Origin of the sequence: Streptomyces aurantiacus, assembly GCF_001418335.1 — a bacterium.
GTDB classification, from domain to species: Bacteria; Actinomycetota; Actinomycetes; order Streptomycetales; family Streptomycetaceae; genus Streptomyces; species Streptomyces aurantiacus.
This window is the reverse complement of the sequence record NZ_LIPP01000375.1, coordinates 1-14,104: the sequence shown is the minus strand read 5'-3', so window position 1 is coordinate 14,104 and position 14,104 is coordinate 1. Positions and strand designations below refer to the sequence as shown.

The window sequence follows — 14,104 nt, the reverse complement described above, 5'->3', positions numbered from 1 at the left end:
ACCCCCGTTGCGCAGTTCCCCGCGCCCCTAAGGACCCAGCCCCCAGCGGAGCTGTCGGGTGGCTGTCGGTGGTTTGTCGGTGGGGGGTGGGAGGTTGGTTCCATGACGCGAATCGACAAAGATCCCCGGCCGGGGGGCAACGGCACCGGCGCCCACGCCGTCACCGTGCGGGGGCTGGTCAAGCACTACGGCGAGACCAAGGCACTGGACGGCGTGGACCTGGACGTGCGCGAGGGCACGGTCCGCGGTGTGCTCGGCCCGAACGGCGCCGGCAAGACGACCCTCGTACGCATCCTTTCCACCCTCCTCGTCCCCGACTCGGGCCGGGCCACGGTCGCCGGCTTCGACGTGGTGCGCCAGCCCCGCCGGCTCCGCCGGGTGATAGGCCTGACCGGCCAGTACGCCTCGGTGGACGAGAAACTCTCCGGGCGCGAGAACCTCTATCTGATCGGCCGGCTCCTCGACCTGCCCCGCAAGGACGCCCGTGCCCGTGCGGACGAGCTGCTTGAGCGCTTCTCGCTCACCGAGGCGGCCAAGCGGCCGGCGAGCACGTACTCCGGAGGCATGCGCCGCCGCCTCGACCTCGCGGCGTCCATGATCGGCAGCCCGAGCGTCCTCTTCCTGGACGAGCCGACGACCGGCCTGGACCCGCGCACCCGGTTCGAGGTGTGGACCGAGGTCAAGCGGATGGTCCGGGACGGTGTCACCGTCCTGCTCACCACCCAGTACATGGAGGAGGCCGAGCAGCTCGCGAACGAGCTCACGGTCATCGACCGCGGCAAGGTCATCGCGAACGGCGGCATCGACGAGCTGAAGGCGCGGGTCGGCGGTCGCGTGCTGCGCATCCGCCCGGCCGATCCGCTGGAGCTGCGCCCCACGGCCACCGCGCTCGACGACTTCGGCCTCACGGGTCCGGGCAGCGCCACGGTGGACCCCGCCACCGGCACGGTCGTCGTGCCGATCCTCAGCGACGAGCAGCTGACCGCGGTGGTCGGCGCGCTCACCGCCCGCGGCATCACCCTCTCCGACCTCGCGACCGAACTGCCCAGCCTGGACGAGGTGTTCCTCTCCCTCACCGGCCACCGGGCCACCGACCCGAGCGACCCGACCGATCCGAGCGACCCCGGCGCCTCCCAGGACGTCCCGGCCGGCCGCTCCTACGAGGAGGCCGCCGTATGAGCGCCACCGTCATCGACGCCCCCGCGGCGCTCACCACCGACGACGCGCCCCGCATCGGCCTGCGCGCCCATCTGCGGCACATCAGCGCCCTCGTCCGCCGCAACGTGCTGTGGATCCGCCAGGACCCGGAGTCGATGTTCGACGTCATCCTGATGCCGATCGTGTTCACGCTGCTCTTCGTGTTCGTCTTCGGCGGCGCGATCGCCGGCAAGGGCAACCAGGACGAGTACGTCAACTACGTGGTCCCCGGCCTGATGGCGATGATGGGCATGAACATCGCCATGGGCGTGGGCACCGGCTTCAACCAGGACTTCCAGACGGGTGTCATGGACCGCTTCCGGTCCCTGCCGATATCCCGCGCCTCGGTCCTGATCGCCAAGATCTCGGTCGAGATCGGCCGGCTGCTGCTCGCCACGGCGATTCTGCTCGCGGTCGGCTTCCTGCTCGGCCTGTCCGTGTCCAACGTCCTCGGCCTGTTCGCCGCCATCGGCCTGGCCCTGGTCTTCGGCTCCTCCATCATGTGGATCTTTCTGACCATGGGCGTGGTGATGAAGAACGCCCAAGCCATCCAGGGAATGGGGTTCCTCGTGCTGATGCCCCTGCAGTTCGGCTCTTCGATCTTCTCGCCGCCGTCCACCATGCCGGGCTGGCTCCAGACGTTCACCGACTACAACCCGCTGTCGTCCCTCGCGGACGCGGCCCGGGGCCTGATGAACGGCGGACAGCCGGTCGCCCACGACGTCCTGATCACCCTCGCGTGGTCGGTCGTCATCACCGTGGTGATGGCCCCGGTCGCGATCCACAAGTACCGCACCAAGAGCTGAGATGACCCGGAGCGGGCGTCAGAGCAGGGCGGTGGCCTCCTCGAAGGAGAGGCCGCCGCCTTCCGCGTACGCGGTGTTGTACGCCGTGTCGTCCAGGACCTCGCGCACCGCCGCCTCGGCCTGCGCCCGTATCTCGCGCTCCATGACGACCCGGAAGTGTCCGGGCGGGAGCAGCGCGTCGGCGGCGCCGAGGCACCGGGCGGCGTCCGGGGCGCGCCGGCCGCCGTCGACTCCGGCCAGTGCCACGGCGGCGGTGGTCAGATGCGCGGAGGGCATGTGCGGCGAGATCATGTGGGTCAGCGGGTCCTTCCCGCGCTCCAGGGCTCCCCGTATCTTCCCCACCGCCTCGTCGTACAGGCCCTCCTTCGAGTCCAGCCAGGCCTCCACGCCGAGGACGTACCCGTCGAAGACCACGAAGCGCAGGGCGCCGAAGTCGTCGCGCAGCCGCCTCAGCTGTTCGCGGGCGTCGGCGACGCGGTCGCTGCGGCCGAACCACACCGCCAGGAACAGCCGGGCCGCGGGCATCGCCTCGTTGTGCGTGCCGTCGCCCCGCTCCAGGACGTCGTGCAGCAGCCGCTCGCCCCGCTCGCTCTCGCCCGCGTCGATGAGCACGCCGCCCAGACGGCTGCCGAGGACGGCCGCCTGGGCGCGGGCGCCCAGGCGTTCGGCGTGGGTGATGGCCGTCTCGTAGTCCGTCGCCGCGAGCTGGTACTCGCCTCTGCGTTCATGGGCCTCGCCCCGCGCGGAGAGGGCCTCGGCGGCGCCCCAGGCGTCTCCGAGGCGGACGAAGAGCTCCAGCGACTCGTCGGCGTCGCGGGTCGCGTCGCCCGCCCAGTCGGCGCGGTTGGCGAGGACGTTGGCGCGCATCTGCAGGGCGACGGCCAGCTCCCATTCGTAGCCGAGTTCGCGGCAGGCCTCGACGCTCGCGTCGACGACCTGGTGCAGCCGGTCCATGTCGCCGGTCAGCAGTATGGCGAAGAACCAGAGGTAGCCGGGGTTGCGGCAGACCTGCGGGAAGCCGGGCTCGTAGGTCTCGGCGACGGCGCGCATCTTGGCGTCGGCCTCCGGTGTCTGCCAGGACTCGATCTCCTGCTCCATGCAGGAGAGATGGAGGAGGTGGACGCCGCGCCGGGCCTCGGCGAGGACGTCCGCCCTCATGGGCGGCGGGTTCGCGGTGCAGGACTCGTACAGCGGGACGGCGCGCTCGGCGGGCGGCGCGAACGGGTCGGGGCCCAGGGCGATGGTCTCCCGCGTCCAGTTGCGGGTGACCAGGCGCAGGTCGCGGATCTGCCAGTACCAGGCGAGCGAGAGGACGAGGCAGAGCGCCTCCTGCTCGTCGCCTTCGGCGATGGCGTGCTGCAGCGCGGCGCGCGTGTTCTCGCTTTCCAGCTGGAACAGGTCGATGGCCTCACGCTGGCCGGGTCCGCGCAGCAACGGGTCGGTGGTGCGGGCGAATTCGCGGTAGTACGTGAGGTGGGCGCGCTCGGTCGCGGCGCGCTCACCGCACGCGTCGAGCCGCTGCCCGGCGTACTCGGCGACGGTCTCAAGGAGCCGGTAGCGCATCGCGCTCTCGCCTCTGCTCTCGCCGTTGCCCTCACCATTGGCATTGGCATTGGCATTGCCGTCGCCCTCGCGCTCATCCCTTCCCTCGTCCTTTCCCTTGCCCGAAGGGGCGGCGACCACAAGGGACTTGTCGACGAGCGAGCCGAGCGCCTCCAGCGCGGCGGGTCCGCAGACGGCCTCGGCGGCGGCGAGGTCGCAGCCGCCGGCGAAGACGGACAGCCGCCGCAGTACGTCGCGTTCGTCCTCGTCCAGAAGGTCCCAGGACCAGTCGACGACGGCCCGCAGGGTCTGCTGGCGCGGCAGGACCGTACGGCTGCCGGAGGTCAGGAGACGGAAGCGGTTGTCGAGGCGGTCGGCGATCTGGCGCGGGGTGAGCATCCGCAGCCGGGCGGCGGCGAGTTCGATGGCGAGCGGCAGTCCGTCCAGGCGCCGGCAGATCTCGGCGGCGGCCTCCGGATCGTCCTCGACCCGGAAGCCGGGCCGGGCGGCGGCGCCCCGGTCGGCGAGCAGCCTCAGCGCGTAGGGCTCGGGCAGCGGCTCGACCGGTCTGAGCAACTCCCCCGGCACACCGAGGGGTTCGCGGCTCGTGGCCAGTACGGTCAGTCCGGGGCAGCGTTCGAGCAGTTGCTCCACGAGCCGGGCCGCGGCGTCCACGACGTGTTCGCAGTTGTCGAGGACGATCAGCATGCGGCGTTTGGCGCAGTGCTCGGTGAGCCGTACGAGCGGGTCGTCGTGCCGTTCGGTGACGACCCGCAGCTCCTCGGCCCCGGCGCCGCGCAGCACGGTCTCCCGTGCCCCGAGTGCGGTGAGGACGGCCTCGGGGACGGCCTCGGGGTCGTCGACGGGCGCGAGCTCGGCCAGCCACACCCCGTCGGGCAGGGACGCGGCGACGCTCTCCGCCGCCTCCTGCGACAGCCGTGTCTTGCCGGCGCCGCCCGGCCCGAGCAGGGTGACGAGCCGCGCCGCCGCGAGGTCCCCGCGGATGGCCGCCAGGTCGGTGTCCCGGCCGACGAAGGAGGTGAGCCGGGCCCGGAGATTGCCGAGGGGCGCGGAACGCTCACGCGACGCGGAACGGGAGCCGGAGCCGGAGCCGGAGCGGGAGTCAGGCACGGGCACGGAGCCGAATTCGGGCTCGGCGTCGTGCCTGTCGGGGGCGCCCCGCAGCAACTGCGCGTGCAGCGACCGCAGTTCCGGCCCCGGGTCCGTGCCGAGACGGTCGGCCAGGAGCTGCCGTACGGCTTCGTAGCCGGCCAGGGCCTCCGCGGTGCGGCCCGCGTCACGCAGGGCGCGCAGGCGCAGCAGCTGGAGGGGCTCGTCCAGGGGGTGGGTGTCGCAGAGGGCGGTGAGGTCGGGCAGGGACTGTTCGGCGTGGCCGAGGGCGAGCGCGGCGGTCAGGCGGGCGCGCCGGGCGTCGAGGCGGCGGGACTCCCAGCGGGACGACTCGGCCGTACGGTCCGGGAGGTCGGCGAGGGCGGGACCCCGCCAGAGGGCGAGGGCGTCGTCGAGGATGACGGCCGCCTTGCCGGGATCGCCGTCGGCCAGCGCGCGCGAGCCCTCGCCCGCGAGCCGTTCGAAACGGTGCAGGTCGACGTCGTCGGCCGCCGCGCGCAGCCGGTAGCCGCCCTCGTCCGAGCCGACCGCGTCCGCGCCGAGGGCCCTGCGCAACCGTCCCACCAGGGCCTGCAGCGCGCCCGGGGCGTCGGCCGGAGGGTCGGCGCCCCACACCTCGTCGACCAGCACGGCGGCGGACACGGTCCGGCCGGGGCGCAGGGCGAGGACGACCAGCAGGGCGCGCAGCCGCGCCCCGCCGACCGGAACGAGGGTGCCGTCGGTACGGAGTGCCTGGGTGGTGCCGAGGATGCGGTAGCGCACGAAGACCATTGTCCCTGTTGGCGAGACGAGAATGGAAAGGGCCGCAGGAACCTGCGGCCCTCCCCAGGACGTTCCCCCCACACCACCGGTACGGTCTACCCGGCACGCCCAGCCCTTTCGAAGATTCCAGGGAGTCCCACCCCATGACCACCGCCACCAACCGGCACAGTGACCGGCGGATCAGCCCCGTGTTCCTCGGGATCGTGGCCGTCGCGGCGGTGACCGGCTGGGCCACCTGGACAGGCTTCGCCGAGCAGCCGGGCGTCGCCGTCTTCCTGTTCGTGACGGCCGCGTGGATCGTCTCGCTCTGTCTGCACGAGTACGCGCACGCGCGCACGGCCCTGCACAGCGGCGACATCTCGATCGGCGCGAAGGGCTATCTGACCCTCAACCCGCTGAAGTACACGCACGCGCTGCTCAGCATCGTGCTGCCCGTCCTCTTCGTCATCATGGGCGGCATCGGTCTGCCCGGCGGCGCGGTCTTCATCGAGCGGGGCCGGATCCAGGGCCGCTGGAAGCACAGCCTGATCTCGGCGGCGGGGCCGCTGACGAACGTGCTGTTCGCGGTGGTCTGCACGGCCCCGTTCTGGCTGGACGCGCTGGACGGCGTACCGGCCGACTTCCAGTTCGCCCTCGCGTTCCTGGCGCTGCTCCAGGTCACGGCCGCGCTGCTGAACTTCCTGCCGATCCCGGGCCTGGACGGCTACGGCGTCATCGAGCCCTGGCTCTCGTACAAGATCCGTCGTCAGGTGGAGCCGTTCGCGCCGTTCGGGCTGCTCTTCGTCTTCGCGGTCCTGTGGATCCCGGAGGTGAACGGCCAGTTCTTCGACGCGATCGACGCGCTGCTGCGGACCCTCGGCATCGACGAGATCAGCACGTACTGCGGGCAGAACCTCTACCGGTTCTGGACGGAGACCGACCAGTACTGCTCGATCAACCAGTGACGGACGACGACGCCCTGCGCCGCACCCGGTCCCGGCGCAGGTAGTACCAGGTCATGTTGGACGACAGGCCCGCGAGCAGTACCCACACGATCCCCAGCAGGCTGCCCCGGCTGAAGGAGACGACGGCCGCCGCGACGGCGAGGACGCAGACGACGAGGGCGTAGAGGGCGAGTCGGGACATGGGTGTCGGCTCCTGTCGGGGAACTCCGGGAGTCCGGCGGAACTCGGCCGGAACTCGAAGGGGGACACTGCTCGGCTCCAGTGTCCCCCACGTCCGGAGCGCGCCCGCACTCACTCCCGTACCGCGCTCCGCACGTCGGTCGTACGTCGGTCGTACGTCCGTACGTCGTCGGTCACACGTCGGTCACACGTCGGTCAGGCGCAGGCCCGCGTGGGCCTTGTAGCGGCGGTTCACCGAGATCAGGTTCGCCACCAGCGACTCGACCTGGTGGGCGTTGCGCAGCCGTCCGGAGAAGATGCCGCGCATGCCCGGGATGCGGCCGGCCAGCGCCTGGACGATCTCGACGTCCGCGCGCTCCTCGCCGAGGACCATCACGTCGGTGTCGATCTCCTCGACCTCCGGGTCCTGGAGCAGCACGGCCGACAGGTGGTGGAAGGCGGCGGCGACACGGGAGTCCGGCAGCAGGGCGGCGGCCTGCTCGGCCGCGCTGCCCTCCTCGGGCTTCAGCGCGTACGCGCCCTTCTTGTCGAAGCCGAGCGGGTTGACGCAGTCGACGACGAGCTTGCCGGCCAGTTCCTCCCGCAGCGACTCCAGGGTCTTGCCGTGTCCGTCCCACGGCACGGCGACGATCACGATGTCGCTGCGGCGGGCCGTCTCGGCGTTGTCGGCGCCCTCGACGCCGTGTCCGAGCTCGTCGGCGGCTGCCTGCGCGCGCTCCGCGGCCCGCGAACCGATGATCACCGGCTGGCCCGCTCGGGCCAGCCGGTAGGCGAGGCCCTTGCCCTGCGGACCGGTGCCGCCGAGCACGCCGACGACGAGCCCGGAGACGTCGGGAAGGTCCCAGGGGTCCTTCGCGGGAGCCTTCTGTGCACTGTCAGTAGAGGTCATGGGCCGACTTTACGTGCGTGATTCCCCTGTTCGCCGCTCAGGTGAGGGCTGTCACGGGGACGCGTCGGAAGGTGATCGTCTCGTACGCGCCGAAGTCGCCCGTCTCGTAGAGGAGCCCGACCGTGCCGTCGTCGACGCGCACGAGATCGGAGTACGCGGCGGGCAGTCCGTCCACGGTGTACGCCGTCCGCCAGGTGACGCCGTCGTCGGTGCTGGCGCGGATCGTCATCAGGGCACGGAAGCCGGGATCGGCGGGGCCGGAGTAGAGGAGGACGTCGGGGTCGCGGAGCTGGAGCACACAGCCCTCGACGACGGGACCGGTGAGCCCGGCCTGCGGGCGGAAGGGTCTGACCAGGCTCGCGCCGCCGTCCCGCGAGTAGGCGTCGGCGCGGGTGCCGGGGGCGGTGGAGTCGGTGCGGGTGTTGAAGTAGACGCGGCCGTCCGGGAGTTCGGCGCCGGTGGTCTCGTTCACGTTGACGTAGTTGTCGGGGTTGTCGTCGACGTACCCGAGGCGCCAGGTCTCGCCGCGGTCGTCGCTGAGCAGACAGTGCCCGCCGTTGTACGTGCCCTCGGTGCCGTTGTCCGTGCCGGTCGGCGGGAGGGAGTGGTTGGCGGGTACGACGACCCGTCCGGTGGTGAGCTGGAGGGCGTGGCCCGGGGTGGTGGCGTACCAGCGCCAGGCCGCCCTCTTCGTCCGCTCGGTGATGTCCCTCGGGCTCGACCAGGTGAGCCCGTCGTCGTCGCTGTGCCCGATCCAGACGCGGCGTCCGTCGGCGGCGCTCACCTTGCCGCGGCGGATGGCGTCCTCGGTGGCGAGGGCGGCGTTGCGGACGTGGACGAGCAGGATTCTGCCGGTGTCGAGGACGACGGGGGCCGGGTTTCCGGCGAGTGCGTCGCCGTTCGAGGCGGCGACCTGGAGCGGTCCCCAGGTCAGTCCCCCGTCCGTGGACCGCTTCAGCACGATGTCGATGTTGCCGAAGTCGTCGCGGGAGCCGACCCTGCCCTCGCAGAAGGCGAGCAGGGTTCCCGCCGCGGTGGCGACGACGGCCGGGATACGGAAGCTCGCGTACCCCTCCTGTCCGGCGCGGAACGGCACGGACATCTCGGTGACGGCCATCTCGCTGACGATCTCGCTGCTGGTCATGGAAGCCTCTCCTTGCCGGTACGGGTGAGCGGGACGGTCGACCACTCTGCCCAGGTTGGGCAAATGCACGGTGAACTCCGGCTGACGGGCGGCCGGTTGCGGCGGACCTGTTGACGGCCCGCTCAACTGAAAAAGCGTTTGTCCGTGGCGGGCCGGCCACGGACCATGTCCCGTCGTGACGAAGCAGACGGAAGAGACGGAACAGACGGAGAAGGCGGAACCCGGCGCTGAGGGCGAGGGCGGAAGCGGGGCCTCGTGGGTGCGCGCGCTGCTGCCCGATCTCGCGCCGTGGCGGACTTCTCCCGACTTCCGGCGGCTATGGGTGGCCGGGCTCGTCACCAACTTCGGCAGCTTCCTGACGTTCGTCGCGCTGCCCGTGCAGATGAAGGAGCTGACCGGTTCCGCGGTGGCCGTCGGTGCGATCGGTGCCGTGGAGCTCCTGCCGCTGATCGTGTTCGGGCTGTACGGCGGGGCCCTCGCCGACGCCCTGGACAAGCGGAAGCTGATCCTCTGGACCGAGGCGGGGCAGGGGCTGCTCTCGGCCGTGCTGCTGGTCAACGCGTTGCTGCCGGACCCTGTGGTGTGGCCGCTGTACGCCGTCGCCGCGTTCTCCTCCGCACTCGTCGCGGTCCAGCGCCCGGCCCTCGACGCGCTCACGCCGCGCATCGTCCGGCACGAGCACCTGCCGGCCGCCGCCGCGCTCAACTCGCTGCGGTGGACGGTCGGCGGGGTCGCCGGGCCCGCGGTCGCGGGGCTCGTCGTGGCGTACGCCGGGCTCGGCTGGGCCTATGCCGCGGACCTCGCCACGTTCGTGGTCTCGGCCGTCCTGGCCGTGGGGCTCGCCGCGTCGCCCGCCGCCCACGAGGCCGCGAAGCCGTCGCTGCGGTCGATCGCGGAGGGCGCCAGGTACGCGTGGAGCCGCAAGGAACTGCTGGGCACGTACGCCATCGACCTGGCCGCCATGTTCTTCGCCTTCCCGCTCGCCGTACTGCCCTTCCTCGCGGACGAGCTGGACGCCGAGTGGTCGCTGGGGCTGATGTACGCGGCGCTGCCCGCCGGGTCGCTGCTGGTGAGCCTGACCAGCGGGTGGACCTCGCGGATCCGTCGGCACGGGCGGATGGTGGTGCTGGCGGCGGCGTTCTGGGGGCTCGCGATGGTGGCCGCGGGTGCCGTGCACGACGTCTGGCTGGTGCTGCTGTTCCTGACCCTCGGCGGCTGCTTCGACATGGTCAGCGGGATCTTCCGGGCGGCGATGTGGAACCAGACGATTCCGGACGAGCTGCGGGGCCGGCTGGCCGGGATCGAGCTGCTGTCGTACTCGGTCGGGCCTCAGCTGGGGCAGGTCCGTGCCGGTGGGATGGCCGCGTGGCTGAACGTACGGGCGTCGGTGTGGGCCGGGGGCGTGCTGTGCGTGGCCGCGGTGGGGGCGTTGGCGTTGTGCCTGCCGAAGCTCATGACGTACGACGTGCGGACGAACGAGCACGCGGTGCGGATGAGGGAGTCGCGGGAGTCGCAGGGGTCATAGGGGTCGCGGGGGTCGTAGAGGTCGCGGGGGAAGGCTGCCACCGGGTCTCAGGTGTCGGGCTGAGGGTCGTGAGGGCTGAGCGCGCGGTTCTCGGCGTAGGACGCGAGGCGATCGGCGAGCGCGCCGACGAGGTCGCGCAGCTCATCGGGGCGCTCGATGACGAACGGCCGGTCGAGTGAGGCGAGTACCGCAGGCAACCAGTCGAGCCGCTCCGCCCGCAGTTGGACGCGCAGCCAGCGCTCGGCCGCCGGGTCGTCGCCCGCCCGGTCCTCACCCGGCGTGGGCACGTCCTCCAGGTCCTCCAGGATCGCGACACTGGCGGGAAGGCGGGCGCGGATCTGCTCGGCGGTCCCCTGGATCCGCAAGGTCACCTCGTGCCGGTACGCGGCCGTGGCGAACCCCGACAGCACCCGCTGCACCGGATCAAGACCCACGGGCGCCTCGAACGAGCCGGGCAGCGCCCTCGCGTCCGCGATGCGATCGAGCCGGAGGGTTCGGTCCTCGCCGATCCCGGGGTCCCTGCCCGTGACGTACCACCGGCCCGCGTGAGCGACGATCCCGTACGCGTGCAGCGTGCGCTCGCTGCGCCGGGCGTCGCGGTCGGTGTACCTGACCGAGAGCGGCCGGCGATGGCGTACCGCATCCGCGACGGTGAGCAGGACCCCGGCGTCCGGGGCGGGGGCGGCGAACTCACCGGGCCGGTCCGTGAAGGCGAGCGATTCCATGAGGGTGTCGAGCCGGCGGGCGAGGTGCTTGGGCAGCACCCGCCGGATCTTGGCCGATGCCGTCTCGCTCGCGGTGTCCCCCGCCGTCGTCAGCCCGGCCCGGCGACCGGCGACCAGGCCGAGCAGCACGGCCAGCGCCTCGTCGTCGCTGAGCATGAGCGGGGGCAGACGGTATCCGGCGGCGAGCCGGTACCCGCCGTAGCGGCCGCGCACCGACTCCACGGGCACGTCGAGGTCGATCAGCTGGTCCACGTACCGGCGCACGGTGCGCCCGTCGACGCCGAGCCGGTCGGCGAGTTCGGCCATCGTCCGCGTACCGCCCGACTGCAACAGCTCCAGGAGGGTGAGCACACGGCCGGTGGGTCGGGACATGCGCTCAGCCTATGGCGAATACCGGGCCGATTCTGTCCACTATTTCTCCTAGCCTGCGAGGTGCAGCGACATCAACCACTTCACGGCTTCACGGCTTCACGGCTTCAACGATCAAGGAGATCACCATGGATTTCGTCTCGATCCGCATCATCACCGGTGACGTCACGCGCCTCGTCGAGTTCTACGAGCGGGTCACGGGGGTGCGGGCGGTGTGGGCCACCGAGGACTTCGCCGAGCTCAAGATTTCCAGCGCCACCCTGGCGATCGCCGGCACGCGTACCGTCCCGCTGTTCGCCCCGGGCTCCGCCCGCCCGGCGGCGAACCACAGCGTGATCACCGAGTTCCTCGTGGACGACGTGGACCTCGTGCACAAGAACCTGACCGGTCTCGTCACCGACTTCGTCACCGAGCCCACCACGATGCCGTGGGGCAACCGGTCGCTGCTCTTCCGCGACCCCGACGGCAACCTCGTCAACTTCTTCACACCCGTCACCGCGGCGGCCGTCGAGAAGTTCGCCGCCCGGTGACGCCAAGCAGGGTGGTAAGGCCCTGGAGAGCTAGTCGTCGTCCGAGCCTCGCGCCGCCGAGTCGTGCCAGCGGGGGTCGGTCTCCCATTCGAGGTTGCGTTCGCGGGCCGTGTCCATCGCCTGCTGGGCCTCCGTGCGGGACGCGTAGGGGCCGAAGCGGTCCTTCGCGGGACACTCGGGGCCCTCCTCGACCTTCTTGTGCTCCAGGCAGTAGTACCACTCGCCCGGTTTGCCGACCGTCCGCTTCTTGAACAGGGCCATGACCAGCTCCTCTCGCCACCGATATGTTCCCCCATCCCCGCTGGTTAGACTCGCTGGCATGTCTGGCCAGTCGCTGCTCGCCCCAGGGGAGCTGTCCCCCATCCGTTCCGTGCCCGGTAACATCCGCCGCCCCGAGTACGTCGGAAAGCCCGCGCCGACCCCGTACACCGGTCCTGAGGTGCAGACGCCCGAGACGGTCGAGGCGATGCGTGTCGCCGGCCGGATCGCCGCGCAGGCCATGGCGGAGGCCGCGAAGGTCATCGCGCCCGGTGTCACCACGGACGAACTGGACCGGGTCGCGCACGACTACATGTGCGACCACGGCGCCTACCCGTCCACGCTCGGCTACCGCGGCTTCCCGAAGTCCCTGTGCACCTCCGTGAACGAGGTGATCTGTCACGGCATCCCGGACTCCACGGTCCTGCGGGACGGCGACATCATCAACCTCGACGTGACGGCGTACATCGGGGGCGTGCACGGCGACAACAACGCCACGTATCTCGTCGGCGACGTGGACGACGAGTCGCGGCTGCTGGTCGAGCGGACCCGCGAGTCGCTCGACCGCGCCATCAAGGCGGTCAGGCCCGGCCGGCAGATCAACATCATCGGCCGGGTCATCGAGTCGTACGCGAAGCGGTTCGGGTACGGGGTCGTGCGGGACTTCACCGGGCACGGCATCAGCTCGTCGTTCCACTCCGGGCTGATCGTCCCGCACTACGACAGCCCGCACGCCACGACCGTGATCCAGCCCGGGATGACGTTCACCATCGAGCCGATGCTGACGCTGGGGACGTACGAGTACGACATGTGGGACGACGGGTGGACCGTCGTCACGAAGGACCGGCTGCGGACCGCGCAGTTCGAGCACACCCTGGTCGTCACGGACAGCGGGGCCGAGGTTCTTACGCTGCCGTAGCCTCCGGCCGTTCACGCCGCCTGTTCACGCCGCCTGTTCACGCCGTCCGTTCACGCCGTCCGCTCGTCCAGAGCGGGCGGCGTTTTTCTTGTGGCAGGTGGGGCGGTGGGGATTCGAGGTACGGTTTTACCGACAGCACGTCGGAAACCCATTGACTTAGGTAAGCCTAACCATAGAAGATTGGCCCGGTTCCCGTCTCCTTCCTTCGGCCCCGGAGGTCCTCATGAACTCGTCGAGTACGTCGAGTACACCGTTCTCGACGCTCATCCGCACCGCGTCACACGAGCAGCACGTGGAGGCGGAGACCTCGACCTTCATGAGCGACCTGCTCGGCGGCAGGCTCGGCGTGGACGCGTACGCGCGCTACACGGAACAGCTGTGGTTCGTGTACGAGGCGCTGGAGTCGGGTGCGCGTGAACTGTCCTCCGATCCGGTGGCGGGCCCGTTCATCCAGCCCGAGCTGATGCGGCTCGCTTCCCTGGAGCGGGACCTCGCCCATCTGCGGGGTGCGGGATGGCGCGACGGCGTCACCGCGCTGCCCGCGACGCGGGAGTACGCGGCGCGGGTCGCGGAGTGTGCCCGGACCTGGCCCGGTGGATACGTCGCGCATCACTACACGCGCTATCTCGGCGATCTGTCCGGCGGGCAGATCATCCGCGACAAGGCGGAGAAGACCTGGGGGTTCGCGCGCAAGGGGGACGGGGTCCGGTTCTATGTCTTCGAGGACATCGGGAATCCGGCGGCGTTCAAGCGGGGGTATCGCGAGTTGCTCGATGGGCTTCCGGTTGACGATCTGGAGAAGCAGCGGATTGTTGCTGAGTGCAAGCGGGCGTTTGCGTTGAATAGTGGGGTGTTTGGGGGTTTGGGGGAGGAGTTCCGCATCAGCGCGTGACCGTTCCACTGGGGTTCGCCGGTTTCGGGTGCGGGTCCCGTGCGGGTGCGTTTTTGGGTGCGGGTCGGTGGGGGCTGGTCGCGCAGTTCCCCGCGCCCCTAAAAGACTAAAGATTGCGCAGTTCCCCGCGCCCCTGAAAGCCGAAGGCCCGCGCCGTGCCGACCGCGCCCTCAAAGACAAAAGATTGCGCAGTTCCCCGCGCCCCTGGGTGGGACGGCGCGCAGCCCCTCCCCAAGGGGCGCGGGGACGTGCGCGCCCAGCCCCCGCCGGCCCTCCCTCTTATACACATCT

The 14,104-nt window shown here is 71.1% G+C and carries 13 protein-coding genes; 7 read left to right on the top strand and 6 right to left on the bottom strand.

From position 1 onward, the window contains the following. Nucleotides 1–102 precede the first annotated feature (102 nt). Together AOK01_RS35745 and AOK01_RS35740 are read left to right on the top strand one after the other, a co-directional pair. Nucleotides 103–1,179: an ATP-binding cassette domain-containing protein gene (locus tag AOK01_RS35745; RefSeq protein WP_055519087.1), complete on the top strand. Its 1,077-nt coding sequence runs from the start codon at nt 103–105 to the stop codon at nt 1,177–1,179. Further along, nucleotides 1,176–2,003 (top strand): ABC transporter permease, encoded by an 828-nt coding sequence (locus AOK01_RS35740; protein WP_055519085.1) that lies wholly within the window; start codon nt 1,176–1,178, stop codon nt 2,001–2,003. Before AOK01_RS35745 ends, AOK01_RS35740 begins: the two co-directional genes overlap by 4 nt. An 18-nt stretch (nt 2,004–2,021) precedes the next feature. On the opposite strand, the gene AOK01_RS35735 is transcribed toward AOK01_RS35740, so the two are convergent. Then, nucleotides 2,022–5,447 (bottom strand): AfsR/SARP family transcriptional regulator, encoded by a 3,426-nt coding sequence (locus AOK01_RS35735; RefSeq protein WP_055519083.1) that lies wholly within the window; start codon nt 5,445–5,447, stop codon nt 2,022–2,024. 134 nt (nt 5,448–5,581) lie between these two features. On the opposite strand from AOK01_RS35735, the gene AOK01_RS35730 reads away from it, so the two are divergent. Further along, nucleotides 5,582–6,382 (top strand): site-2 protease family protein, encoded by an 801-nt coding sequence (locus AOK01_RS35730; RefSeq protein WP_055519081.1) that lies wholly within the window; start codon nt 5,582–5,584, stop codon nt 6,380–6,382. Here the strand turns inward: AOK01_RS35730 and AOK01_RS35725 are convergent. The 3 genes from AOK01_RS35725 to AOK01_RS35715 all read right to left on the bottom strand — a co-directional run bounded on the left by AOK01_RS35725 (nt 6,372) and on the right by AOK01_RS35715 (nt 8,595). Further along, nucleotides 6,372–6,563 carry a hypothetical protein gene (locus tag AOK01_RS35725; protein WP_055519079.1) on the bottom strand — a complete coding sequence of 64 codons (192 nt, stop codon included), beginning with the start codon at nt 6,561–6,563 and terminating at the stop codon, nt 6,372–6,374. The genes AOK01_RS35730 and AOK01_RS35725 overlap by 11 nt on opposite strands. A gap of 183 nt (nt 6,564–6,746) precedes the next feature. Continuing rightward, nucleotides 6,747–7,451: an NADPH-dependent F420 reductase gene (npdG, locus tag AOK01_RS35720; protein ID WP_055519077.1), complete on the bottom strand. Its 705-nt coding sequence runs from the start codon at nt 7,449–7,451 to the stop codon at nt 6,747–6,749. Nucleotides 7,452–7,488: 37 nt separating this feature from the next. Then, nucleotides 7,489–8,595: a sialidase family protein gene (locus AOK01_RS35715; protein WP_055519076.1), complete on the bottom strand. Its 1,107-nt coding sequence runs from the start codon at nt 8,593–8,595 to the stop codon at nt 7,489–7,491. A 259-nt stretch (nt 8,596–8,854) separates the two neighbouring features. Here AOK01_RS35715 and AOK01_RS35710 point away from each other — a divergent pair, with 259 nt between their 5' ends. Then, nucleotides 8,855–10,120: an MFS transporter gene (locus AOK01_RS35710; RefSeq protein WP_055519089.1), complete on the top strand. Its 1,266-nt coding sequence runs from the start codon at nt 8,855–8,857 to the stop codon at nt 10,118–10,120. A gap of 47 nt (nt 10,121–10,167) precedes the next feature. Here the strand turns inward: AOK01_RS35710 and AOK01_RS35705 are convergent, their stop codons facing one another. Further along, on the bottom strand, nt 10,168–11,217 hold the full coding sequence (locus tag AOK01_RS35705) for a helix-turn-helix transcriptional regulator (protein ID WP_055519074.1): 1,050 nt from the start codon (nt 11,215–11,217) through the stop codon (nt 10,168–10,170). A gap of 125 nt (nt 11,218–11,342) precedes the next feature. Between AOK01_RS35705 and AOK01_RS35700 the strand changes: the two genes are divergently transcribed. After that, nucleotides 11,343–11,744 carry a VOC family protein gene (locus tag AOK01_RS35700; RefSeq protein WP_055519072.1) on the top strand — a complete coding sequence of 134 codons (402 nt, stop codon included), beginning with the start codon at nt 11,343–11,345 and terminating at the stop codon, nt 11,742–11,744. A 30-nt stretch (nt 11,745–11,774) separates the two neighbouring features. Here AOK01_RS35700 and AOK01_RS35695 read toward each other — a convergent pair whose 3' ends face one another. Beyond that, complete coding sequence (locus AOK01_RS35695) at nt 11,775–12,005, bottom strand: hypothetical protein (RefSeq protein ID WP_055519070.1); 231 nt, start codon at nt 12,003–12,005, stop codon at nt 11,775–11,777. A gap of 58 nt (nt 12,006–12,063) precedes the next feature. Between AOK01_RS35695 and map the strand changes: the two genes are divergently transcribed. Together map and AOK01_RS35685 are read left to right on the top strand one after the other, a co-directional pair. Then, a complete protein-coding gene (gene map / locus AOK01_RS35690; protein WP_055519068.1) occupies nt 12,064–12,921 on the top strand; it encodes a type I methionyl aminopeptidase in 858 nt (285 codons plus the stop codon). A 223-nt stretch (nt 12,922–13,144) separates the two neighbouring features. Further along, entirely contained in the window at nt 13,145–13,813 is a 669-nt protein-coding gene (locus AOK01_RS35685) for a biliverdin-producing heme oxygenase (protein ID WP_055519066.1), read from the top strand. Nucleotides 13,814–14,104: the final 291 nt, after the last annotated feature.